This is a genomic window from Vibrio metoecus, assembly GCF_009665255.1.
GTDB lineage: Bacteria > Pseudomonadota > Gammaproteobacteria > Enterobacterales > Vibrionaceae > Vibrio > Vibrio metoecus_B.
Genome location: NZ_CP035686.1, coordinates 2,377,397 through 2,402,500 on the forward strand (window position 1 = coordinate 2,377,397; position 25,104 = coordinate 2,402,500).

Sequence of the window (25,104 nt, forward strand, 5' to 3'; positions counted from 1 at the left end):
AGAGTTACTTGTTTTCAGGGAACCAGTCTTGCAACAAGCTACGTGAACGCTCCAACTCTTTTTGCCACGTATTCACACCAACCACCGTCGGTTTGAGCAAAATCACCAGCTCTGTTTTTTGAGTCTGTTTAGAGGTGTTACGAAACAGATGACCTAACCCCGGAACATCCCCAAGAAATGGCACTTTGGCAACCCGATCCACCGTATTGGACTTCATCAAACCACCGATCACTACCACATCACCATCTTTCGCTCGGATCACTGAATCTGACTCCCGGATCGAGCTTCTCGCTAACGGCAGCTCTATTTGCTGGCTATTGTAGGTGATGCGCTTGGTCTGTTGTTCCACTTCGATAACCGCTGGGTGAACATGCAGTAACACATTCCCTTTATCGTCAATTTGCGGGGTCACATCTAATGAAATACCCGAGAAAAACGGGGTCAAAGTAATATCGGGGGAGGCTTGCGCGTTATCGCCAGTCCCCACGACACTCGATAAATCCGTTACATAATATTCATCGGTACCGACTTTAATCACCGCTTTCTGGTTATTGGATGCGGTTACGCGTGGGCTTGAGAGCACATTTAAGTCGCCCTGCGTGGACATAAAGCTCAATACGGCCTCAAAACTGCCGCTAGAAACCACCACATTCGATTGGCCTCCCAATAGAGTACCTATCGCATCGAGTCCCGGTAAAATAGAGCTGATTGGATTGCCATTGGTGTCTTGAGCGATCGTTCCGGTACCGATCTGGTAATTGGTTCCATTTGCGGAGAAAGCTTTACTCCAATTAATCCCTTGTTCATAGCCATCACTGAGTGTGACTTCAAGAATTTTGGCTTCCAAGATAACTTGGCGCTGCATGCGCTGCTGAGAAATACCTAAAAACTCGGTAACCTGACGAATTTCATCAGGGTAAGCGCGCAAGGTCAGCACTCCCGCTTGTGGGTTCGCCACGACCGTTTGCCCACCACTGTTTCCAAGCAACTGAGCCACGGCTTTTTCCAGTTGAGGCCAGAAATCACTTTCGTTGGTCGTTTCAATCTCCGTACCACCACGAGCCGTTGGGTTGTTGCTAGAACTGCTGCTATTTGACGAGTTGCTCGAACTGTTACTGGTACTACTAGAGCTATTTTGAGTATCGGTATTGGTGATCGTTCCTGTCGTAATCGCGGTTAAAGAGCGCCCAGTACGCTTAAATTGCAAGTAGTCGACCGGAATCGTTACCGTACGAAGCCCTGCTGGATACACTTGAATGACTTTTCCTTCTTTAACGATATCAAAGCCATACAAATCACGGACAACGTTAAGTGCTTCATCCAAAGTGACATCCGTGAGATTCAGTGTAATGCGCCCAGTCACCGCAGGATGAAGCGCGGCGCTGTATTCGGTTCCCTGCACCAAGCTAGTAAAAAAGGCTTTGGCCTCAACCTCTTTGGCTTGAATGCGAAAACGCTGCAAGGTTTTAGGCTCACTAGCGGTAAGCGTGTCCATATCGGGCATCAAATCCGCTTCCACTGACGGCGGTAATTGGTCAATCTGGCGACTGCTCTTCTCGTTAATGGCTTGGTTGAGTGCTTGTTTGGCCTCCACCGGATCACGGTGTCCCATTGAGCATCCCACTAAAGAGGCGACCACTGACGCGAGTACGATTTTACGCATAAGACTTTGTTACCTTATTGTTTTATATCGAGCGCAAAGAGTGCCAACCGCCACTCTTTCCCTGCTCGGGTGAGTTTCACCTGATCGGGATGGATGGCTGTAACACGATAGCCATTCACCACATCCCCTTGCGCTACCACGGTTTGTTCGATAATCGCATAACAGCTCTTACCCTCCGCACACACAATACTTTGTAGGGCTGGCACAGGGTAAGTTGGTGTTGTTTTTTGCTCGTTTTTTGTTGGATTTTCCCACCCTAAAGGGGCGGTTGGGTCAACATTAGCGTAACTGTGCGTTGCGATGATTAGCGCCAACAGCGCTGCATATTTAACCACCGATAAACTCCTCTCGACTGCCCAAAGTATAGACTTCTAGGATCACCCGAGCCTGTGGGTAGTTTTCCACTTGATACTGAAAACGGCGCCAATAATATTTCACAGGTAACGCTTCTAAGGTTTGCAAATAGTCACGAATGGCGAAGTAAGATCCCGTAAACTCCATTCGTACTGGATGCAAATAATATTCCGATTCCACATTGGTTTCTTTCGAACGCACGATAGGTTCAGCAGGCAAGGACTCTAGCGATACCAATTTCAGTTGTTGACCCTGTCTGAGTACATTTTCCAATAAATTCGGCATCTCTGAAGGTGCCACCATCGCCGTGATCTGCTCAGCCAATTGCAATGAGATTTCCTGACTTTGTAGCGTCAACTGTGATAACTCAACATCCAATTCCTGATCTGGGTTCCTTGCGAGCTTTGCTTGCAACGCCATGATTTCTCCTTGCAACACCTGATTGCTAGAAGTCAAGGTTTGAACTTGTAATTGGCGCGCTTCACTTTGCTTCAATGCAGGCTCAATCAACCCCACCCACAATGACAGCACCACCACCACGACACCACAAAGCGCAATCAACCCTTTTTCACGCGGTGAAAGCGCGGAAAACTGTTTTTCCATCGTTTGCCAACGTGATCTCATTTCAGATTCCCTCGCTGGGTATTCAATTCAAAGGTGATCATATCCTGATCATTGCGACCGATTTTCAGTTGCTCGAAGCTTCGGCCCATCAAATGCAGCTCTTGTTTGAACTGATTTATCCAGTTTGGAATCGCCGCGGGATCACGTGCCAACCCTTGTACGTTCAACTGAAGCGCATCCAAGGTAATACTGCTTAACGAGATATCACTGCGCGCTAACTGTGCCAATGAATTTAAAACGCCGGAATACCCAGTTTGCTGTGCTGCATCAAACTGACCAATCGCCTGTTTGGCTTCCTGTTTAGCCACAATTTCTTTTTTCAAACGCTCAATCGCCGCTAATTTTCCTGCCGAGGGCAGATGATTGGCAGCTTGCTGACGCAGGTTCGTGGCTTGCACTGTCAACGTTTGGTTCTGATCCTGCAGCTGTTGCAGTTGTTGATCGCTCACCATATTTTGATAACCAACGCCTGCATACCCTAGCAACAGCATGGCACTTAACGCTAACCAGATCAGTAATAGGTTGGTTAATGTGAATTTGTCTTGTTTGGGCTTTAAATGGTCAGGATAAAAATTGATGGTTTCTTGCGACACATTACGCACATAACGCGCCAATTGCTCACCACAGGAAAGGACAGCATTACCATCCAATCCTGAAGCTCGGACACTTAACCGTGCATTCAGTCCTTCAATCAGTGCTTCTCTATCTTCTCCATCACAACACACTTTAAGTTGCTGTAAAGAACCACCTTTTAACTGAGCGGAGAGATAATCAATCGAGCGTTGTAATTCCAACGCCAAGCTATCTAATTGCAGTGCACTCACCGCATTATCCGTTACCGGAGCCGTAATTCCACGCAGTGTTCTCTGAAAGCTGCATTGGCGCTCCACAAAAGCATCTAACTTAAAGCTGCCACCCAAGCTACGATGCAACAATAAGAAATGACTCAGTTCTCCCCCTGCCATTCCCCATATCGCTTGCTCTGGAATAATTCGGCCAAGCGTTAACCCCGCCGCTAACGCCATGCTTTGCAGCTCCAAAATAGTGCGCTTGCTGATCACATAGGCTTGAACTTTACCACTGCCCGGTAGTGGGTGAGCATCTGCCACCACATCGGTCACTTTCTCACTGAGCATATCTTTAAGTAAAAAAGGCAAAGCGGCTGACCACTCTTCACGTGGTACGCTAGGTTGCTCAATTTGATAAGCCTGATAAAGCTGAGAATGAAGTACGAGGTGGATCTGCACATCATGAATCGCGTGTTTTTGCAGTGTTTGCACTAACACCGATTGCCAATTTTGTTGATTTAATGACTGAGGAGGGATCGGCGGCAGATCGTCTGTCGTGAAGTACAAACTTTCTGGTTGCACGACAACATAGAGCTGCTGAGAGGCAACCTTAGAGGCAAACAGTTTTTCTATCCAACTTGGTTTTTTCATGTTCTAACCACGGCTATTTGGTTCTCCATCGATTACGTTTACCGACGGGTATCAAAGACATACGCTGGGGTAGCTTCGTTTGTTCGCGAGGTAGTGGCGGCAACATTTGTTGTTCATCATCAAACAACCGCCCCTGCACTCCCTTAACACCAAGCATTTGTAAGGTTTGCCACTCTTGTTCGGTCTCAACCCCTACCGCAATCACTTCAGTTTGTGTACCACCGCACACACCCACTAAGCTGCGTACAAACAACTGGTTTTCATAGCGTTGATCAATTTTCTTAATCAAACTCCGATGAAGTTTAAGATAGTTGATTTTTAAGTCTTTGATATAGTGAGTGCTGACGATTGTTCGTCCTGCCTGCCCGACCACGACTTTGCACCCTAACCCCGCTAACATGCGAATAATCGGGCGCATATAATCCAAATGCTTGACCAGATGCGCTTCTGCAAATTCAAAAGATAACGCACTTCTAAGATAAAAAGGCATCTGCATCAATTCGTTACGAATCCAGCGAGCATACCGTTTATCACTAAACGGGACAACGTGTAAGTTAACCGAGACTGGTTCAATTCGCTCCGCCTGCTTAAGAAAACTCACGACCGAACCAAACACGGCACGATCTAACATGGCTTCATAGCCGACCGTTTCTAATGCTGAGCTAAAGCGTGACGCTTTAAGAATACCTTGTTGTGGATCTTGAATTCGCGCAAACAACTCATAATGCACAAATTCCCGTTCACCATTGGCGCTGAGAAGGTAACAAGCCTGCCGATACAACAAAATCGCATCAGGGCGTAGAGCTTGTTCAAATAGAGTCCGCCAGCGCACACTGCCACGGTCTTCTTGTAACTGCTTAGGTTTTTGGAAACGACTCCACGCATTCACACCTTGGAGTTGTGCGCTTTTTAGTGCGGTCTCCATTTCATCAATAATGCGCCCACGCCGCTCACCTTCTTGATACATGGTGACACCAATATGGAACCAATTTTCTTCCGCAAGCGGCTGCGGAGGCACAATTCGCTCAAGTAGCTTAATCGCTTGTGTTGCCACTTGCGCCACATCTTTGCTGCCCTGATGAGGAATGAATAAGGCAAACACATCATCGTAGTAACGAGAAAGAATGGCGTCTGGATAACGCTGGACGATATTGGATAAACACTCGCCAACTTCGATAATAAACTCATCAACCAAACGTTTTGGGCTCTCTTCACGCGTGGATTCAAGATCATCCAAACGTAGCATCATAACGCCACCATGAGCCCCACTTTCCAACAATGCCGATTCAAGCTTGCTGTCGTACAACACGCGATTTGCAGTACCAGTCAATTGGTCTAAAAAGGTTTGGCTGCGAATAAAGGTGTCAAAACGGCTACGTTCTTGGCGCGCATCCTGCAACTCTTCAATCAGAAGATCCAACGCTTCACTGGCCGTATACGGCCACTCTCTAGGATCGCCTTTCGCATGTTGCTCAACGCGGCCAGCTAAGATCATCCTTCCACGCTCTTCCAGTAATTCCGAGCCTAAAAGCTGCTCTTTCAGCCACTTAACGCCTCGTAATAAGAAAAAGATGATCAGCAAGACCGCTAACGTAGTCGACCACATGGCTTGCAACGAATAGTTGTAGCTGAGGTATGGAGGTATGGCTTTAAAATGCATCACGTAATCAGGATTACGTTTGAGAGGTAAGGCAACTTGATATAAGCGTGCCGGTTCAATAGTGTTCGCGGTATCTTTGAAACGGTAGACGGTTCCAGCCTCCGACGAAAGCTGCATTTCAATGATCCCACCGGCCTGTAACATTTTCGGCATCCAACGCTGCATCGAATATGCCGCATCGGGATCTTCCATCTCCTTGTCGACAACGTCGACGATTCCTTGCAGATAATGATTAAGGTATTCCTGCCCAAGACGCTGAAAAGACAACGTACCACCGAGGAACAGAATAAACATGGCACTGATCACCGTCATGGTCACAAAGGCAACAAGCCGAGTGCTCAGTTTTAACGTCGGTGTATACCTCATTTGTGCCACGTTCCTTATGTGCGCCGCTATCTATTTCTCAGAGGCGAGAAGTTTACATTAAACAATTGAGATAACTATATAAAAAAGCCGCGGAATCCGCGGCTTTTTTCGTCAATAGCTGTTCTAGAATGGGATGTCGTCATCAAAATCCATTGGCGGCTCATTGTATTGCGGCTGAGCATACTGCTGAGGTGCCGATTGTTGCATTGGCTGATGCTGCTTCGCTGGCTGTTGAGGTTGTCCCCAACCACCTTGCTGTGGTGCATTCATACCACCTTGTTGAGCTGGCATGCCACCTTGTTGAGTACGGCCACCCAGCATCTGCATGATGCCGTTATAACCTTGTACAACCACTTCAGTTGAATAACGATCTTGACCGCTTTGATCTTGCCACTTACGTGTTTGCAGTTGACCTTCAATGTAGACTTGAGAACCTTTGCGTAGGTACTCACCCGCCACTTCGGCTAATTTTCCATACAGCGTCACACGGTGCCACTCGGTTTTTTCCTTTTGCTCACCCGTGGTTTTATCACGCCAAGTTTCGGAGGTCGCGATAGTGATATTCGCAACTGCGCCGCCGCTTGGCATATAACGCACTTCAGGATCTTGGCCTAAGTTACCAATCAAAATTACTTTGTTCACGCCACGGCTTGCCATGTTTTGCTCCGTAATCAACTCATGTCTATCAATTTCAAGTAGTCGGCAAGGATAACATCGTTTTGCCCACTGAACCAATCGAATTCCCAGATTCTCATTGCATCGTGAGCTATTTCACCCTCCTTGTTTAGCAGTTTTTAAGAGCACCTCACCGAAATAACCTGCTGACAAACCTATCGGTTACCTTGTCTATTGAGGTGCTCCGCAAACTGCTTTTGTCCCATAGCGCGTAAACGTATTTTTCGCCATATTAAGTGCATTATTTCATATCAATTAGGTATGCAATCCATCATGCAACGAGCCAACTACGCACGCACCATTTACTTACTCACGACTCAACCCGAGGCTTTACATCCTAATATTCAGGCGGCGATAACCAAACTCAATCTTCCGGTTCCGGTTATTGACCCAGAGCGCCTGCTGCGTGAATACCAGTCTGATAAACACAAAATTTTACTGCTCGACCATAACGAAAGTAGTGCTATTCGCCATAAACTAGGTCCTCTTAAACTCACCAGCCCATACTTCGAAACAATTTTATTCAATGTAGAAAAACGCTTAAAAACGGAAGATTTACTCACTTATGGGAATTTAAAAGGCCTGTTCTATGCCAATGAAGAAACCGGCTTTATGGCTCATGGGTTAGGTGAAATCATTAATGGACAAAACTGGTTACCACGCCATGTCAGCAGCCAACTGTTGCATTATTATCGTTACGCATTTCAAACTCATCAGACACAGGTAACGATCGATCTCACCGCTCGTGAAATCCAAATTTTACGCTGCTTACAAACTGGCGCTTCCAACATGCAAATCGCAGAGAGTTTGTTTATCAGTGAGTTCACAGTGAAATCGCATCTTTACCAGATTTTTAAAAAGTTAAATGTGAAAAATAGAGTCAAAGCGATTGCTTGGGTAAACCAGAATTTATTGTGAAAAAACTCAATATTATCCTAGACATTGCTCTATCTATTTCGTACTGAAAAATGTAGTAACAATGCGACTGCACACACATTTTTTTGGTCGATAACACCAACGTAATGCAGTCGCGAATCAGAAATGATAGAGTCGGCAAAAATTTCTCCCTAGCACACCATAGAGCAAGATTATGATTAAGAAGTGTCTATTTCCGGCAGCTGGTTACGGAACGCGATTCCTACCCGCAACGAAATCAATGCCTAAAGAGATGATGCCTGTCGTTAACAAGCCACTGATCGAATACGGCGTTGACGAAGCGATTCAAGCGGGTATTACAGGTATGTGTATTGTGACGGGTCGTGGTAAACACTCGATCATGGATCACTTTGACATGAACTACGAGTTAGAGCATCAGATCCGCGGCACTAACAAAGAAGAGCTACTGGTTGATATTCGTAACATCATCGAAACCGCTAACTTTACTTTTATTCGCCAACGCGAAATGAAAGGCTTGGGTCACGCGATTTTAACCGGTAAAGAGTTGGTCGGAGACGAACCATTTGCCGTGGTTCTAGCGGATGACTTGTGTGTCAATGAACAGCAAGGTGTCTTGGCACAAATGGTCGCACTGTATAAACAGTTCCGTTGCTCTATCGTTGCGGTACAAGAAGTCCCTGAAAATGAAACCCACAAATACGGCGTGATTGCAGGCGAAATGATCAAAGACGACCTATTCCGCGTGGATAACATGGTGGAAAAACCAGAGCCAGGTACCGCGCCAAGTAATCTCGCGATTATCGGTCGCTACATCCTGACTCCAGATATTTTTGATCTGATTGAACAAACGGAACCGGGCAAAGGTGGCGAAATTCAAATCACCGATGCACTACTCAAGCAAGCGAAGTCTGGTTGTGTACTTGCCTACAAATTCAAAGGTAAGCGCTTTGACTGTGGTAGCGTAGAAGGCTATATCGAAGCGACCAATTTCTGCTACGAGAATATGTATAAACAGAACGACCAAAAAGTTGAACTTGCTAAGCAGTCAACGCACAAAGGTCAGTAATTCTTAGTTAAAACGTGATTTTAAAAGCCAATGGGTAACGCTATCCATTGGCTTTTTCACTTTTAAGATGACTGTTTTTTTATCCAGTATTCGCTTGCACTTTGTTCACGCTATGTAATACTTGCTGCACTTCGTTTAGCAAAGAGCAAATCAGATGGACAAAATCGAAGTACGCGGCGCTCGTACCCACAACCTCAAAAATATCAACCTGACCATTCCACGTGACAAACTGATTGTCATCACTGGCCTTTCTGGCTCAGGTAAGTCATCTCTGGCTTTTGATACGTTATACGCAGAAGGGCAACGACGTTATGTCGAGTCCCTTTCAGCTTACGCGCGTCAATTCCTTTCCCTAATGGAAAAGCCGGATGTTGACCACATTGAAGGGTTGTCGCCCGCGATTTCGATTGAGCAAAAGTCCACTTCGCATAACCCACGCTCCACCGTCGGTACGATCACAGAAGTGTATGACTATTTACGTCTGCTTTATGCCCGAGTCGGCGAGCCACGTTGCCCTGAGCACCAAGTGCCACTCAAAGCACAAACGGTAAGCCAAATGGTCGATAAGGTTTTGGAGTTACCCGAAGGCAGCAAAATGATGCTGCTGGCCACCATAGTCAAAGAGCGTAAAGGCGAACACGTTAAGACATTGGAAAACTTAGCGGCTCAAGGATTTATTCGTGCACGGATCGATGGTGAAACTTGTGACCTGACCGATCCACCGAAGCTTGAGCTGCACAAAAAGCACACCATTGAAGTGATTGTCGACCGTTTCAAAGTGCGCAGTGATCTACAGCAGCGCTTGGCCGAGTCCTTTGAAACAGCCTTAGAACTTTCCGGCGGGATCGTGGTGGTAGCGCCTATGGAGGGTGAAGGCGAAGAGCAGATTTTCTCGGCTAACTTTGCTTGTCCACATTGTGGCTACAGCATGCGCGAGCTTGAGCCACGCCTATTCTCTTTCAACAACCCAGCCGGTGCTTGCCCAACCTGTGACGGCCTAGGAGTACAACAGTATTTCGATCCAGATCGAGTGATCCAAGATGCCAACTTAAGTTTGGCGCAAGGGGCAATTCGTGGCTGGGATCAAAAGAACTTTTATTATTTCCAGATGCTGACTGCGCTGGCTGAGCACTACGACTTTGACCTGCACACGCCCTTCAATAAGCTGAGTAAAAAGATTCAGGACATCATCCTACACGGCTCTGGTCGTACCGAGATTGAATTTAAGTACATCAATGATCGCGGAGATATCCGCCTCAAAAAACATGCTTTTGAAGGCATTTTGCATAATCTAGAGCGCCGTTATCGCGATACTGAATCCAATTCTGTGCGTGAAGATCTCGCGAAATACATCTCCAACAAACCTTGTGGTAGCTGTGATGGCACACGTTTGAAAATTGAAGCGCGCAATGTGTTTATCAATGATACTGCGCTGCCGACCATTGTTGAGCTGAGTATTGCCGATGCGCTGACGTTTTTCCAAGAGCTGAAACTCGAAGGCCAACGTGCACAAATCGCTGAAAAAGTGATGAAAGAGATCAATGATCGCCTGCAATTTTTGGTCAATGTGGGCCTCAACTACTTAAACTTGTCACGCAGCGCCGAAACCCTCTCCGGTGGTGAAGCACAGCGCATTCGATTAGCAAGCCAGATCGGTGCAGGGTTAGTTGGAGTGATGTATGTCCTTGATGAACCCTCGATCGGTCTCCACCAACGTGACAACGAACGTTTGCTGCAAACCCTGACCCACTTACGCAATCTCGGTAATACCGTTTTAGTGGTTGAGCATGATGAAGATGCGATTCGTATGGCGGATCATGTGATCGACATCGGCCCAGGTGCAGGAGTGCACGGCGGCATGGTAGTTGCCGAAGGTAATGTCGATGAAATCATTGCCAACCCGAACTCATTAACTGGCCAGTATCTCAGTGGTGTGAAAAAAATTGCCGTACCGACTGAGCGAACACCACGCGATAAGAACAAAACCGTTGAACTGAAAGGCGCGGTAGGGAATAACCTGAAGAATGTCGATTTATCGATCCCTGTCGGTCTGTTTACCTGTGTGACAGGCGTTTCGGGCTCCGGTAAATCAACCCTGATCAATGACACCTTCTTTAAGATCGCACATACCGCACTCAATGGTGCCACGACCGCCACGCCAGCACCTTATCGTGCGATCCAAGGCCTAGAGCACTTTGACAAAGTGATCGATATTGATCAGAGCCCAATTGGGCGCACCCCACGTTCCAACCCCGCGACTTACACGGGCATCTTTACCCCGATCCGTGAATTATTTGCCGGAACGCAAGAGTCACGCTCTCGTGGTTATCAGCCAGGTCGCTTTAGCTTCAACGTGCGTGGTGGGCGCTGTGAAGCATGTCAAGGTGATGGTGTGATCAAAGTTGAAATGCACTTCTTACCGGATGTGTATGTTCCGTGTGATGTCTGTAAAGGCAAGCGCTATAACCGTGAGACACTGGAAGTTCGTTACAAAGGTCGCACCATTGATGAAGTGCTTGAGATGACCGTAGAAGATGCGCGAGCATTCTTTGACCCAGTTCCAGTGATTGCGCGTAAACTGCAAACACTGATGGATGTCGGGCTGTCTTATGTTCGTCTCGGTCAATCCGCAACAACCCTCTCCGGTGGTGAAGCGCAGCGGGTGAAACTAGCGCGCGAGCTTTCCAAACGCGATACCGGCAAAACCTTGTATATTTTGGATGAGCCAACCACAGGGCTACACTTCCACGATATTCAACAACTGCTTACTGTACTGCATCGCCTACGTAATCATGGCAACACGGTCGTGGTGATCGAACATAACTTGGATGTGATCAAAACTGCAGACTGGATCATCGACTTAGGCCCAGAAGGTGGTCAAGGTGGCGGCCTTATTATTGCAGAGGGAACTCCAGAAGATGTGGCGCAGATCGAAGCTTCACACACAGCACGCTTCCTCAAGCCTTTGTTGAATTAGAAAAAAAGGCTAAAGTATCGAAACCAGCGAACTCTGCGCTGGTTTCGTTTTTTTAAGGTGAGCTGCATGGCAACGTTGCTATTAAGTGGAACCCGGTTAGAGCCTCACGCGCCGAGCATTCCTCTCAATAAACCATTTCTTTTCTCATTAGCAATTTTGTACCTCGTTGCTATGCATTTCTTCATGCCCAACCCAGGCGGAGCTGGGCTCGCTCTCTCCTTTAACAATACCACGTGGATCGCCCTGAGCATCACACTTGCAGTGGGTCTGTATCAGCTTGCCAATAATCAAGCCCTGCGTTATTCAAAACTCACCATTGGTCTTTGGATCAGTTGTACTTTGCTGACCCTACCACTGGTGTATGCGAATGCAGATTGGCTCAATGCGACAAGTCGATTGATTGGCTTGTGGGCAGGGTTCAGCTTGTTTGTGATGTTGCAACAATTTCGGTTTAGCAATAAACATAAACAACGTTTATTGTGGTTCATTCTGCTGGCCACAGTAATCGAGGCCATTATTGGTCTTATCCAATATTTTTGGTTAGAACCGGGAAATCCGTTTGGGTATGACACCCTCGCCAACCGTCCTTATGGTATTTTTCAACAACCGAATGTCATGGCAAGTTTTCTTGCCACTGGATTAGTGCTTTCTGGTTATTTACTGGCAAGACAACCAGAAAAATATGATTCTCCCTTAAGTAAAATTGGCCTTCTTTATCTCACTCCACTGCTTACCGCCCCTCTTTTGGTGGTGCTTGCGTCACGCACAGGATGGATAGCCAGCTTACTTAGCATTATTCTCGTTGCGCCATATCTTCGTCGATTTGCATCACGCCAACGCTTTAGCCTCTGGTTGTTAGCCATTGTGATTGGTGTCTGCGCCGGATTTGCAGCGATGTATAGTCAAGAAACCTCTGGGTTTGTGGCCAATAAAGCCGATCTCGAAAGCCCACGCCGCTACACTTTTCCACAAGCGGTTGACATGATCATCGAGAAACCCTTTACCGGTTATGGCTACGGTAAATTTGAAGCGCAATATTTACTTTATACCGCTCGTCAACATCAGTTGAATAACACCTATCCCGCTGGACTTACGGCGATGGATCATCCGCATAATGAGATCTTGTACTGGGGGGTTGAAGGCGGTTTACTGCCCGTGTTGGGAATTTTACTTGCCGCTTGCTTCTGCGCTTTGCGCATCTATGCCGCCAAACGAGGTACACGTTTAGCCATGCTGGCGCTATTCGTTCCTATCACGTTGCATGCTCAATTGGAGTATCCGTTTTACCACTCAGCCATTCACTGGATCACTTTTATTATTTTGATCTACTGGGTCGATCAGCGGGTTGCACGTTATCGCATCGTCCGTTTCAGTGGGCTGAGTAAATCCCTACTACGTATTACCAGTTTGGTATTACCGATTGTGACCAGTTTGTATATGGGCACAGCTTTACACACCAATTATGTACTCACTCAGTTTGAGAAATCGAAGCCGAGAGATCCCGAATTACTCAAACAAGTTACCAATCCCTTGGTATGGCAAGATCGATTTGATTGGGACATCTACAGCACCTACCTAGAACTCGGACTGTATGAACAAAAAGCAGAACTGATCCAACCGTATGTGGATTGGTCATTGCAGGTGATTCAACACAAGCCACGCCCAGCCTTCTATACCAACCTAATTTTAGCCTACCAAGGCTTGGGCGATGCGAGTCGCGCGCAGCAAATTCGCACTGAAGCGGAATTTCTGTTCCCCAATCAGGACTTCAGCACCGTTCAATATCAAGCGCCCATCAAGGCGACAAGTACGGCATCCGGCGCAGAACAAGCCCCTTCTGCCGTAACCCCCTAATCTCAAATAGAAATCAGGGTGGCCTAAGCCACCCTGATTTCTATTTCACACCGCTTTGCATTAACGCAGTGACTCTTCCAGTGCACGTAAACATAACGCAATGTTTTCCGAGCGCGCACCGTAGCCCATTACGCCAATCCGCCACGCTTTGCCAGCTAATGCCCCGAGCCCTGCACCAATTTCCAAATTGTATTCATTGAGCAGGTGACTACGCACTTTCGCTTCATCAATGCCTTCCGGAACATAAATCGCGTTCAACTGCGGCAAACGATACGGCTCAGCTACCACAAACTTAAAGCCCAGTTGCTCTAAGCCTTGTTTGAGCTTGCCGTGCATCACACGATGGCGCTGCCACGCTTGCTCTAGCCCTTCTTGTTGCAACAGCAATAGTGCTTCGTGCAGAGCGTACAAGCTATTGACTGGTGCGGTGTGGTGATAGCTGCGCTTACCCGCCCCACTCCAATAACCTAATACCAAGCTCTGATCAAGGAACCAGCTTTGAATCGGTGCTTTTCGTGATTGAATCTTCTCAATTGCACGAGGTGAAAACGTCAACGGAGCCAAACCCGGCACACAAGAGAGACATTTTTGGCTGCCAGAATACACCGCATCCAGTTGCCACTCATCCACCAGCAGGGGAACGCCGCCGAGCGAGGTCACCGCATCAACAATCGTCAACAAACCATGCTGCTTCGCTAGAGCACCTAACGCTTGCGCATCACTTAAGGCTCCGGTTGACGTTTCTGCTTGTACAAAAGCCAGTATTTTCGCATCCGGATGCTCATCTATCGCGGCTTGCACTTGTTCAACGCTGATTGGGCAACCCCATTCATCATCAACCACCACAACTTCGGCCCCACAACGCACAGCGTTATCGCGCATCCGCTCACCAAACACGCCATTGCGACATACAATCACTTTATCGCCCGGCTCGATGAGGTTAACAAAACAGGCTTCCATCCCTGCACTGCCCGGCGCAGATACTGCAATGGTGAATTCATTTTCAGTTTGGAAAGCATATTTCAACAGCTGTTTTAGCTCATCCATCATGCCGATAAACAGAGGATCAAGATGACCGACTGTGGGGCGACTTAGCGCTTGTAACACTTGCGGAGAAATATCAGAAGGCCCGGGACCCATCAAAATCCGATGCGGGGGGATAAAACTGCGAATTGTCATAACGACTCCTTGTTGTGGCGACCAGAACCATCAGAGTAATGCAATTAAGTTGCAGCAACAATTCGACCTATGTCCAGAGTGTTAATCCTTGTCACACTAATGTCATTTTTATTTGCACTTTTGGAACATTTTGTCGTTGACAAGATTTCACCAACACCGTTCAATGTGTGAGCTATCTAGCAGAAGAGGAGCACTGCCCAGGCAGATGTTTTGTGGAGCCTCAACTCCAAAACAGAACATTCAGGGGGAGTAGTGCCGAGGTGAATTAAAGTTGCGGCTTTGGTTTATCGGTTGAATGGGCTGAATCCCTTCAACTGTCATCAGCTCGAATCTGATGAAGAGCTTCTGAGGGAAATCTTTCTATAGTCACTCCTCTATTTTGCTCTATTAAAAAACACTCTCTTCACAACATTGGACGTTGGGTTACCAACAACTCGTTTTTCAGGAAGTCTGGGAGAATTGCCGTGAGCACATTTAACGTCGCCAAATTTGGTGGTACTAGTGTCGCCAACTTTGAAGCCATGAGCCGTTGTTCGGCCATTATCGAAAACAATCCACAAACACGCTTAGTAGTCAGCAGCGCCTGCTCTGGGGTGACCAATTTATTGGTCGAACTCGCCAATGGCGTGGCCTCAGCGGAACGTCGCCAAGCGATTTTGCAACAACTGGCTGATATCCATTATGTGATTATCGACCAGCTCGCCGATCCGACACGCGTCGAAAAAGAAGTCAAAGCCGTGCTAGATTCTGTGGCGAGTGCTGCAGAAGCCGCCTCATTTCAATCGAGCAAGAAATTGACCGACCACTTAGTGGCGTGCGGTGAGCTGATTTCTACTTATATCTTGGCTCAACTGATGCGTGAGCGTGGTGTTGATGCGGTACGTTTTGATATCCGCGAAGTGCTACGTACGGATGACCACTACGGTCGTGCCGAGCCACAACTGGCAGAAATCGCTCAGTTGGCCAAAGAAAAACTGGTTCCATTGTGTGAACAGTATGTGGTGGTGACTCAAGGCTTTATCGGCTCTGATGCCCAAGGCAATACAACGACCTTAGGCCGCGGTGGCAGTGATTATTCAGCAGCTTTGATTGCCGAAGCCGTGCAAGCTTGTGGCTTGGAAATTTGGACAGACGTGCCGGGGATCTACAGTACCGATCCACGTATCGCGCCAAAAGCAGCGCCGATTCCTGAGATAAGCTTTAGCGAAGCCTCAGAAATGGCCAATTTTGGTGCCAAAATACTGCATCCATCCACATTGCTTCCAGCCGTGCGTCATGGCATTCCGGTGTTTGTTGGTTCTTCAAAAGAACCAGAAAAAGGCGGCACTTGGATCCGTAAACAAGTCGAAAGCGCGCCACTGTATCGCGCACTTGCACTACGCTGTAATCAAACCATGGTGACACTGCGTAGCGCGCAGATGTTCCATGCTTACGGTTTCCTCGCCAAAGTGTTCGAAATTCTCGCCAAGCATAAAATTTCGGTCGATCTCATCACCACATCAGAAATCAGCGTGTCACTGACACTGGATAAAACCGATACCTCAGGTGGTGCACCAGAATTGCCTGAAGCGGTGCGCACCGAGTTGGAAGAGCTGTGTACGGTAGAAGTCGAATACAACCTGTGTTTGATTGCTCTGATCGGCAACAAGATGAAAGAGAGCCGCGGCTACGCAAAACAAGTATTCAGCGTATTGGAAGATTACAACCTCCGTATGATTTGCTATGGCGCCAGCGCGCATAACCTCTGCTTCTTGCTGCATGAATCTGTCTCTAAGCAAGCGGTGCAGAAACTGCATAAAGAGCTGTTTGAGCAAGAATAAAACTCAAACTCACGAGATAAAAACTAAGAGGCCACATCATGTGGCCTCTTGTTATTGTGGATTACTGTTTTACTGATTAAGCATCGAGGTTCGGCGCTAGCCATTTTTCGGCTTCTTGCAAACTCCAACCTTTACGCTCAGCGTAGCTGTGCAGCTGATCTTGCTGGATCTGCGCGACCGCAAAATAGCGAGAATCAGGATGCGAGAAATACCAACCGGATACCGAAGCGCCCGGCCACATCGCATAGCTAGTGGTCAGTGACATGCCGATGGTCTCTTCAACATTCAGCATCTGCCACAAGGTCGCTTTTTCGGTGTGCTCTGGACAGGCAGGATAACCCGGTGCTGGTCGAATCCCCTGATAACGCTCTCGGATCAGCTCATCATTTGAGAGATTTTCATCGCTCGCGTAGCCCCAAATCTCTTTACGCATTTTTTCATGCAGATATTCCGCAAAGGCTTCCGCCAAACGATCGGCCACCGCTTGGATCATGATCGCATTGTAATCATCACCTTGTGCTTTATAAGCATCGGCCAATGCTCGCTCACCAATGCCACCTGTCACCGCAAACGCGCCAATCCAATCGCGCTTACCGCTCTCTTTCGGAGCGACATAGTCTGACAAACAGTAGTTGGCTCCTTTCGGCTTTTCGGTCTGCTGACGCAAGTTGTACAGCACATGCGCCACTTGCGTACGCGATTCGTCGCTGTACACCTCAATATCATCACCCACGCTCGCTGCTGGGAACAGCGCACACATACCACTGGCTTTCAGTAGCCCTTCTCGCTCTACTTTATCAAGCAAGGCATTGGCATCATGAAATAGACGTTTGGCTTCTTCACCAACCTCTTCATGCTCCAAAATGGCAGGGTATTTGCCCATAAGCGACCAAGTCATAAAGAAAGGCGTCCAGTCGATGTAAGGACGTAGTGTGGCTAACGCAATGTTTTCAAACACATGCACACCCGGTTTCGCAGGAGCGGGCGGCGTGTAATTTGCCCAATCCAGCGCCGCTTTATTAGCACGTGCCTGCTCTAATGTGACTGGCCGCGATTTGGGCGTTTTATGAGCATGCTGATCACGCGTGCGCTCATAATCGAGATCCAAACGTTCGATAAAACCGGGACGCAGCTCATCAGACAGTAGTGAAGTACACACCCCCACCGCGCGCGATGCGTTATTCACGTACACCACAGGCGCATGATAATTCTGCTCGATCTTCACCGCAGTATGCGCTTTAGACGTCGTTGCCCCACCAATCAAAAGTGGCAGTTCAAACCCTTGTCGCTCCATCTCTTTCGCCACGTGCACCATCTCATCCAAAGACGGCGTGATAAGCCCAGAGAGACCGATGATATCGACATTTTGCTCGCGCGCGACTTTGAGGATCTGTTCACAAGGCACCATCACACCAAGATCGATGATCTCGAAGTTATTACACTGCAGCACAACGCCAACAATGTTCTTACCAATGTCATGCACATCGCCTTTTACAGTCGCCAGCAAGATCTTGCCATTGGAGGTGCTACCACTTTTTTGCGCATTAATGAAAGGCTCAAGATACGCAACGGCTTGTTTCATGACACGCGCTGATTTTACGACTTGTGGGAGGAACATTTTCCCTTCCCCGAACAAGTCACCGACCACGTTCATGCCATCCATCAACGGCCCTTCAATCACTTCCAGCGGTTTGCTGGCTTGCTGACGTGCTTCTTCAGTGTCTTGGACGATAAATTCGGTGATGCCTTTGACTAAAGCGTGTTCTAGACGCTTAGCCACAGGCCATGCGCGCCACTCTAACGCAGAAGCATCCTCTTCTTTACCGACACTGTTTTCGCGATACGCTTCGGCAATTTCAAGCAATCTTTCCGTGCCATCGTTACGTCGATTGAGGATTACATCTTCCACTGCCTCGCGCAGTTTCAGCGGCACGTTATCGTAGATTTCAAGCTGCCCTGCGTTGACAATCCCCATGTCCATACCGTGTTTGAAGCAGTGATAAAGGAAAACAGCATGGATCGCTTCACGCACATAGTTGTTGCCGCGGAAAGAGAAGGAAACGTTAGACACACCGCCAGAAATCATCGCATGCGGCAGATCACGCTTAATGTCTGCCACCGCATTAATGAAATCCAACGCATAGTTATTGTGCTCATCAATTCCGGTCGCAACGGCAAAGATGTTAGGGTCAAAAATAATATCTTCCGGTGGGAAGCCCACTTCATCGACCAAAATATGGTAAGCCCGACGACAGATCTCCAATTTGCGCTCACGGGTATCGGCTTGGCCCACTTCGTCAAACGCCATCACAATCACGGCGGCACCATAGCGACGCACCAATTTGGCTTGGGCAATAAACTTCTCTTTGCCTTCTTTTAAAGAAATAGAGTTGACGATGCCTTTACCCTGAATGCATTTCAGACCCGCTTCAATCACCTCCCATTTCGAGGAGTCGACCATCACCGGAACTTTGGAGATTTCTGGTTCAGAGGCGCATAGATTCAAAAAGCGCACCATGCACGCCTCGGCGTCCAACATGCCTTCATCCATGTTGATATCAATGATCTGCGCGCCGTTTTCGACTTGCTCACGCGCCACATCGAGCGCTTCGTCGTATTGCTCTTCTTTAATTAAACGCTTAAAACGCGCTGAACCGGTGACGTTAGTACGTTCGCCCACGTTAACAAACAAGGTTTCAGGGCCAATATTGAGCGGCTCTAAACCCGAGAGACGACATTCTACTTTCAGATCTGGCAGAGCCCTTGGTTTTACACCCTCGACGGCTTTGGCAATGGCGGCGATATGCTCAGGAGTAGTACCACAGCAGCCACCGACTAAGTTAAGAAAACCTGCTTGCGCCCATTCGGCAATATGTTCTGCCATCTCCTCGGCAGAGAGATCGTATTCGCCAAACGCATTCGGTAACCCCGCATTCGGGTGCGCGGAAACATAGCATTCCGAAATGCGTGAAAGCTCTTCCACATACTGGCGCAGCTCATCAGGGCCTAACGCACAGTTCAAGCCAAACGAAATCGGCCGTACATGACGCAAGGCGTTGTAGAAAGCTTCCGTCGTCTGTCCAGACAGAGTACGGCCTGAGGCATCGGTAATCGTACCGGAAATCATCACCGGTAAGTTGATGCCCAGTTCTTCAAATACGCTATCGACCGCAAACGCACAGGCTTTGGCGTTCAGTGTATCGAAGATGGTTTCAATGAGGATCAGATCGCTTCCGCCGTTGATCAAAGCACGGGTGGATTCGGAATAGGCCTGAACAAGCTGGTCAAAGGAAACATTACGAAAGCCCGGATCATTCACATCAGGAGAAATAGAACACGTACGGTTGGTTGGACCAAGCACACCAGCGACATAGCGTGGCTTATTAGGATTTTTAGCTGTCCATTCATCAGCAACTTCACGCGCCAGTTTGGCAGCGGCAAAATTAATCTCATCACTGAGCGCCTGCATGTCATAGTCAGCCATGGCAATCGTGGTCGAGTTAAACGTGTTGGTCTCAAGAATATCAGCCCCCGCTTCGAGATAAGCCGAATGAATGTCTTTAATGATTTGCGGTTGAGTAAGCACTAAGAGGTCGTTGTTTCCTTTTAAATCACAGTGCCAATTTGCAAATCGATCACCACGATAATCCTCCTCTTGTAACTTATAACTCTGAATCATCGTTCCCATACCACCATCAATCAGTAGGATACGCTGTTTCAGTTGTTGCTCAAGTTGTTGTCTCACTTCCATTCTCACTATACCGCCTCATTCCTTTTGCTTTGATGACATCCTATCACACAAATTTCAGAAATCTAGACGTCTAAAAAATGATTAAACCAACCAAAATATTTTGTGTGTGAGCTCACCCTCGTATGATTAAAAAGTATTTGCTATTTACTCAACAGAGAAAGACAATTTCGTTCACAAATTGTTACACACACTGAGAAGAGAATGTCCGTCTATCACACTTTGTGCTTCCTCTCGGCGGCAGCCATGTTGATTGCTTTTTTAAACAGCAAGATCAGCAAAATGCAAACGACCATCGCGATTACTGCTGGTTCGATGATGTTGTCTTTATTAATCCTCATCGCAGGTCAAAACAACTGGTTCCATCTCTCCCAAATCGCGACAGAAACCGTCACCAGTATCAACTTTGAAAATTTTCTGCTCAAAGGGATTCTAGGCTTCCTACTTTTTGCTGGTGGTTTGGGGATTAAGCTACCCAATCTAAAAGATCAAAAGTGGGAAATTACCGTACTAGCACTTGGTGCTACCTTATTCTCGACTTTCTTTATCGGATTTGCGCTGTACGGTTTCTGTCAGTTGATCGGCATTCAGTTTGATCTGGTCTACTGTCTACTGTTCGGTGCTCTCATTTCCCCCACAGACCCAATTGCCGTTCTCGCGATTGTGAAGAAGCTAAAAGCACCAAAACGCATTTCTACCCAGATTGAAGGTGAATCACTCTTCAACGATGGTTTTGGTCTGGTTATCTTTGTCACGATCTTTACGATTGCTTTTGGTCATGAAACTCCGACCATCGGCAGTGTTACCTTGCTCTTCATGCAAGAAGCCATTGGCGGCATTGTTTACGGCTTCTTGCTCGGGTTATTGTTTCACTACCTTATTTCGGCAACCGATGACCACTCGATGGAGCTGTTGTTAACCATAGGTATTCCAACTGCAGGCTATGCCTTTGCCGACGTAGTTCACGTTTCAGGTCCACTGGCGATGGTGGTTTCTGGCATCATGATTGGTAACTGGACTCGATTTATTGGCTTCTCAAAAGAGAGCGAAGAGCATCTCGATCACTTCTGGGAATTGGTCGATGAATTCCTCAACGGCGTCTTGTTCCTACTGATCGGCATGTCGATGCTGTTGTTCGAATTCCACCAAGAAGATTGGATCTTGATGGCATTTGCAATTCCTGTTGTTCTGTGTGGGCGTTATCTGAGTGTGTTTGTCTCTTACATTGGTTTTAAGCGCTACCGTACCTACAACCCTTGGTCAATCCGCATTTTGACTTGGGGTGGCTTACGCGGTGGTTTAGCACTCGCGATGGCACTCTCTATCCCTTCAGGAATCATGGTCATCCCAGAGAAGCTTATCGATGTAAAAGAGCTGATTCTCGTCATGACCTACGCTGTGGTTGTTTTTTCAATTCTAGTACAAGGCTCTACTATTACCCCGATGATTGAGAAAGCGAAAAAAACCGAGAAAGCAATGCAAGCAGAGCTTGAACCTGAGAGCGAGCAGCCACTCACTCAACAAGAGAACCACAACTAACCATTACCTTTCTTTACTAAAAAGCCGCAGTGTACTTATCACACTGCGGCTTTTTATTAGCTACTGTTTATCATGTCGTTAGCGTTCAGCAATGATTCCAGCAAAATACGAAAGCATGAACATGCTTCTCATATGGAGAGTATGGAGTAATGAACAAGGCGTACTCAGCTACTAGCATGCCTACTTACGGCACTTAAAAAACCATTCAAAGAAAATCTTGTAAACCTAGATTCTAGAAACCGAACACATCTCCTTTAGCCGATGCCCAGTGCGTCGGCTTTTTCTTATCGCCCTACGTCCCATTCGCACGAGCCCCAACACGAATATCCACTTCTCACCCTGCAGCCCGCAGAGTATTAAACGCGGTACGCGCCCAACTGCAAATAGCAACAGAGCCCCATTCGCTTGAGGTTTGAGTCACAATACAGCGTAGAGGTGAAGATAACCAAGGCGTGGCTCCCCCAAAAATCATGCTATCAAGAAGTGGGAAGCTTAGAAGTTAGAGTTTAAGAGAGAGGGTGGGATTGGGATTGCCCAGAAAGCAAAAAACCCAGTCGTAAGACTGGGTTTCTCAAATAAGTGGCGGAGCGGACGGGACTCGAACCCGCGACCCCCGGCGTGACAGGCCGGTATTCTAACCAACTGAACTACCGCTCCGCATTGGTTAGCGCTTGGTGCTAAATTAAAAGCCTGGCGATGTTCTACTCTCACATGGGGAAACCCCACACTACCATCGACGCTGTTTCGTTTCACTTCTGAGTTCGGGATGGAGTCAGGTGGGTCCAAAACGCTATGGTCGCCAAGCAAAATTTTAAAATCTGGAAAGCTGTTTTCGTTCTCACACACATTCTTATGCGCTTAGCTTTGAGTCCACTACAAAACCCCTTGGGTGTTGTATGGTTAAGCCTCACGGGCAATTAGTACAGGTTAGCTCAACGCCTCACAACGCTTACACACCCTGCCTATCAACGTTCTAGTCTCGAACAACCCTTTAGGACAGTTAAACTGTCAGGGAAGACTCATCTCAGGGCTCGCTTCCCGCTTAGATGCTTTCAGCGGTTATCGATTCCGAACTTAGCTACCGGGCAATGCGTCTGGCGACACAACCCGAACACCAGAGGTTCGTCCACTCCGGTCCTCTCGTACTAGGAGCAGCCCCCTTCAATCTTCCAACGCCCACGGCAGATAGGGACCGAACTGTCTCACGACGTTCTAAACCCAGCTCGCGTACCACTTTAAATGGCGAACAGCCATACCCTTGGGACCGACTTCAGCCCCAGGATGTGATGAGCCGACATCGAGGTGCCAAACACCGCCGTCGATATGAACTCTTGGGCGGTATCAGCCTGTTATCCCCGGAGTACCTTTTATCCGTTGAGCGATGGCCCTTCCATACAGAACCACCGGATCACTATGACCTGCTTTCGCACCTGCTCGAACCGTCATTCTCGCAGTTAAGCGGGCTTATGCCATTGCACTAACCTCACGATGTCCAACCGTGATTAGCCCACCTTCGTGCTCCTCCGTTACTCTTTGGGAGGAGACCGCCCCAGTCAAACTACCCACCAGGCACTGTCCTCAACCCAGATAATGGGTCTAAGTTAGAACATCAAACATACAAGGGTGGTATTTCAAGGACGGCTCCAACGCAACTAGCGTCACGTCTTCATAGCCTCCCACCTATCCTACACATGTAGGTTCAATGTTCAGTGCCAAGCTGTAGTAAAGGTTCACGGGGTCTTTCCGTCTAGCCGCGGGTACACTGCATCTTCACAGCGATTTCAATTTCACTGAGTCTCGGGTGGAGACAGCGTGGCCATCATTACGCCATTCGTGCAGGTCGGAACTTACCCGACAAGGAATTTCGCTACCTTAGGACCGTTATAGTTACGGCCGCCGTTTACCGGGGCTTCGATCAAGAGCTTCGCTTACGCTAACCCCATCAATTAACCTTCCGGCACCGGGCAGGCGTCACACCGTATACGTCATCTTGCGATTTTGCACAGTGCTGTGTTTTTAATAAACAGTTGCAGCCACCTGGTATCTGCGACTCTCGTCAGCTCCATCCGCGAGGGACTTCACCATCAAGAGCGTACCTTCTCCCGAAGTTACGGTACCATTTTGCCTAGTTCCTTCACCCGAGTTCTCTCAAGCGCCTTGGTATTCTCTACCCGACCACCTGTGTCGGTTTGGGGTACGATTCCATCAAATCTGAAGCTTAGAGGCTTTTCCTGGAAGCATGGCATCAATGACTTCACTACCGTAGTAGCTCGACGTCGTGTCTCAGCCTTAGAAAGAGCCGGATTTACCTAACTCTTAAGCCTACGCACTTGAACCAGGACAACCGTCGCCTGGCCCACCTAGCCTTCTCCGTCCCCCCATCGCAATTTGATTGAGTACGGGAATATTAACCCGTTTCCCATCGACTACGCTTTTCAGCCTCGCCTTAGGGGTCGACTCACCCTGCCCCGATTAACGTTGGACAGGAACCCTTGGTCTTCCGGCGGGGAGGTTTTTCACCCCCCTTGTCGTTACTCATGTCAGCATTCGCACTTCTGATACCTCCAGCAAACCTTACGATTCACCTTCAACGGCTTACAGAACGCTCCCCTACCCAATGTCCAAAGGACATTGCCGCAGCTTCGGTGTATTGCTTAGCCCCGTTACATCTTCCGCGCAGGCCGACTCGACTAGTGAGCTATTACGCTTTCTTTAAATGATGGCTGCTTCTAAGCCAACATCCTAGCTGTCTGAGCCTTCCCACATCGTTTCCCACTTAGCAATACTTTGGGACCTTAGCTGGCGGTCTGGGTTGTTTCCCTCTCCACGACGGACGTTAGCACCCGCCGTGTGTCTCCCGGATAGTACTTACTGGTATTCGGAGTTTGCAAAGGGTTGGTAAGTCGGGATGACCCCCTAGCCTTAACAGTGCTCTACCCCCAGTAGTATTCGTCCGAGGCGCTACCTAAATAGCTTTCGGGGAGAACCAGCTATCTCCGAGTTTGATTGGCCTTTCACCCCTAGCCACAAGTCATCCGCTAATTTTTCAACATTAGTCGGTTCGGTCCTCCAGTTGATGTTACTCAACCTTCAACCTGCCCATGGCTAGATCACCCGGTTTCGGGTCTATATCCAGAGACTGAGCGCCCAGTTAAGACTCGCTTTCGCTACGGCTCCCCTATACGGTTAACCTTGCCACTGAATATAAGTCGCTGACCCATTATACAAAAGGTACGCAGTCAC

At 48.0% G+C, this 25,104-nt stretch carries 14 protein-coding genes, 1 tRNA gene, 2 rRNA genes and 1 riboswitch (1 of these 18 running past the window's edge); of the genes, 6 read left to right on the forward strand and 11 right to left on the reverse strand.

What is annotated here, in order from left to right; translation table 11 throughout:
* Nucleotides 1-4 precede the first annotated feature (4 nt).
* From mshL to EPB59_RS10815, 6 genes are all read right to left on the reverse strand, one after another.
* The gene (gene mshL / locus EPB59_RS10790; protein ID WP_055052014.1) at nucleotides 5-1,663 is read right to left on the reverse strand and encodes a pilus (MSHA type) biogenesis protein MshL; all 1,659 of its coding nucleotides are present in this window, start codon (nucleotides 1,661-1,663) and stop codon (nucleotides 5-7) included.
* Nucleotides 1,664-1,677: 14 nt separating this feature from the next.
* Complete coding sequence (locus EPB59_RS10795; RefSeq protein WP_055052013.1) at nucleotides 1,678-1,998, reverse strand: MSHA biogenesis protein MshK; 321 nt, start codon at nucleotides 1,996-1,998, stop codon at nucleotides 1,678-1,680.
* Nucleotides 1,991-2,641, reverse strand: a complete 651-nt coding sequence (gene gspM, locus EPB59_RS10800) for a type II secretion system protein GspM (RefSeq protein ID WP_055052012.1) — start codon at nucleotides 2,639-2,641, stop codon at nucleotides 1,991-1,993. Before gspM ends, EPB59_RS10795 begins: the two co-directional genes overlap by 8 nt.
* Nucleotides 2,638-4,080, reverse strand: coding sequence for a PilN domain-containing protein (locus EPB59_RS10805; protein ID WP_055052011.1), 1,443 nt, complete (start codon nucleotides 4,078-4,080; stop codon nucleotides 2,638-2,640). Before EPB59_RS10805 ends, gspM begins: the two co-directional genes overlap by 4 nt.
* Before the next feature lie 13 nt (nucleotides 4,081-4,093).
* On the reverse strand, nucleotides 4,094-6,052 hold the full coding sequence (gene csrD / locus EPB59_RS10810) for an RNase E specificity factor CsrD (protein ID WP_233420241.1): 1,959 nt from the start codon (nucleotides 6,050-6,052) through the stop codon (nucleotides 4,094-4,096).
* Nucleotides 6,053-6,229: 177 nt separating this feature from the next.
* Nucleotides 6,230-6,763, reverse strand: a complete 534-nt coding sequence (locus EPB59_RS10815) for a single-stranded DNA-binding protein (RefSeq protein WP_000168293.1) — start codon at nucleotides 6,761-6,763, stop codon at nucleotides 6,230-6,232.
* A 291-nt stretch (nucleotides 6,764-7,054) separates the two neighbouring features.
* Here EPB59_RS10815 and EPB59_RS10820 point away from each other — a divergent pair, with 291 nt between their 5' ends.
* The 4 genes from EPB59_RS10820 to EPB59_RS10835 all read left to right on the forward strand — a co-directional run bounded on the left by EPB59_RS10820 (nucleotide 7,055) and on the right by EPB59_RS10835 (nucleotide 13,575).
* Nucleotides 7,055-7,699: a LuxR C-terminal-related transcriptional regulator gene (locus EPB59_RS10820; protein WP_055052009.1), complete on the forward strand. Its 645-nt coding sequence runs from the start codon at nucleotides 7,055-7,057 to the stop codon at nucleotides 7,697-7,699.
* Nucleotides 7,700-7,871: 172 nt separating this feature from the next.
* Entirely contained in the window at nucleotides 7,872-8,744 is an 873-nt protein-coding gene (gene galU / locus EPB59_RS10825; protein WP_055052008.1) for a UTP--glucose-1-phosphate uridylyltransferase GalU, read from the forward strand.
* Between the two features lie 154 nt (nucleotides 8,745-8,898).
* Nucleotides 8,899-11,721: an excinuclease ABC subunit UvrA gene (uvrA, locus tag EPB59_RS10830; protein WP_154172713.1), complete on the forward strand. Its 2,823-nt coding sequence runs from the start codon at nucleotides 8,899-8,901 to the stop codon at nucleotides 11,719-11,721.
* A gap of 66 nt (nucleotides 11,722-11,787) precedes the next feature.
* Nucleotides 11,788-13,575, forward strand: a complete 1,788-nt coding sequence (locus EPB59_RS10835) for a PglL family O-oligosaccharyltransferase (RefSeq protein WP_195706988.1) — start codon at nucleotides 11,788-11,790, stop codon at nucleotides 13,573-13,575.
* A 60-nt stretch (nucleotides 13,576-13,635) separates the two neighbouring features.
* Here the strand turns inward: EPB59_RS10835 and EPB59_RS10840 are convergent, their stop codons facing one another.
* On the reverse strand, nucleotides 13,636-14,754 hold the full coding sequence (locus EPB59_RS10840) for a pyridoxal-phosphate-dependent aminotransferase family protein (RefSeq protein ID WP_154172716.1): 1,119 nt from the start codon (nucleotides 14,752-14,754) through the stop codon (nucleotides 13,636-13,638).
* Between the two features lie 175 nt (nucleotides 14,755-14,929).
* Nucleotides 14,930-15,107, forward strand: a riboswitch (Lysine riboswitch).
* Between the two features lie 111 nt (nucleotides 15,108-15,218).
* Between EPB59_RS10840 and lysC the strand changes: the two genes are divergently transcribed.
* Nucleotides 15,219-16,574, forward strand: a complete 1,356-nt coding sequence (gene lysC / locus EPB59_RS10845; RefSeq protein ID WP_154172719.1) for a lysine-sensitive aspartokinase 3 — start codon at nucleotides 15,219-15,221, stop codon at nucleotides 16,572-16,574.
* A gap of 76 nt (nucleotides 16,575-16,650) precedes the next feature.
* On the opposite strand, the gene metH is transcribed toward lysC, so the two are convergent.
* A complete protein-coding gene (gene metH / locus EPB59_RS10850) occupies nucleotides 16,651-20,331 on the reverse strand; it encodes a methionine synthase (protein WP_154172721.1) in 3,681 nt (1,226 codons plus the stop codon).
* Between the two features lie 195 nt (nucleotides 20,332-20,526).
* On the opposite strand from metH, the gene EPB59_RS10855 reads away from it, so the two are divergent.
* Entirely contained in the window at nucleotides 20,527-21,861 is a 1,335-nt protein-coding gene (locus EPB59_RS10855) for a cation:proton antiporter (RefSeq protein ID WP_154172723.1), read from the forward strand.
* Nucleotides 21,862-22,441: 580 nt separating this feature from the next.
* On the opposite strand, the gene EPB59_RS10860 is transcribed toward EPB59_RS10855, so the two are convergent.
* The 3 genes from EPB59_RS10860 to EPB59_RS10870 all read right to left on the reverse strand — a co-directional run.
* Nucleotides 22,442-22,518, reverse strand: a tRNA-Asp gene (locus tag EPB59_RS10860).
* Nucleotides 22,519-22,549: 31 nt separating this feature from the next.
* Nucleotides 22,550-22,665 (reverse strand): 5S ribosomal RNA (rrf, locus tag EPB59_RS10865).
* Nucleotides 22,666-22,757: 92 nt separating this feature from the next.
* A 23S ribosomal RNA gene (locus EPB59_RS10870) occupies nucleotides 22,758-25,104 on the reverse strand; it runs 540 nt beyond the window's last position.

What these genes read in the sequence shown, in the direction of transcription:
- mshL (WP_055052014.1), bottom strand. Translation starts at nt 1,663, where the DNA reads ATGCGTAAAATCGTACTCGCGTCAGTGGTCGCCTCTTTAGTGGGATGC.
- gspM (WP_055052012.1), bottom strand. Translation starts at nt 2,641, where the DNA reads ATGAGATCACGTTGGCAAACGATGGAAAAACAGTTTTCCGCGCTTTCA.
- EPB59_RS10805 (WP_055052011.1), bottom strand. Translation starts at nt 4,080, where the DNA reads ATGAAAAAACCAAGTTGGATAGAAAAACTGTTTGCCTCTAAGGTTGCC.
- csrD (WP_233420241.1), bottom strand. Translation starts at nt 6,052, where the DNA reads ATGACGGTGATCAGTGCCATGTTTATTCTGTTCCTCGGTGGTACGTTG.
- EPB59_RS10815 (WP_000168293.1), bottom strand. Translation starts at nt 6,763, where the DNA reads ATGGCAAGCCGTGGCGTGAACAAAGTAATTTTGATTGGTAACTTAGGC.
- EPB59_RS10820 (WP_055052009.1), top strand. Translation starts at nt 7,055, where the DNA reads ATGCAACGAGCCAACTACGCACGCACCATTTACTTACTCACGACTCAA.
- galU (WP_055052008.1), top strand. Translation starts at nt 7,872, where the DNA reads ATGATTAAGAAGTGTCTATTTCCGGCAGCTGGTTACGGAACGCGATTC.
- uvrA (WP_154172713.1), top strand. Translation starts at nt 8,899, where the DNA reads ATGGACAAAATCGAAGTACGCGGCGCTCGTACCCACAACCTCAAAAAT.
- EPB59_RS10835 (WP_195706988.1), top strand. Translation starts at nt 11,788, where the DNA reads ATGGCAACGTTGCTATTAAGTGGAACCCGGTTAGAGCCTCACGCGCCG.
- EPB59_RS10840 (WP_154172716.1), bottom strand. Translation starts at nt 14,754, where the DNA reads ATGACAATTCGCAGTTTTATCCCCCCGCATCGGATTTTGATGGGTCCC.
- EPB59_RS10855 (WP_154172723.1), top strand. Translation starts at nt 20,527, where the DNA reads ATGTCCGTCTATCACACTTTGTGCTTCCTCTCGGCGGCAGCCATGTTG.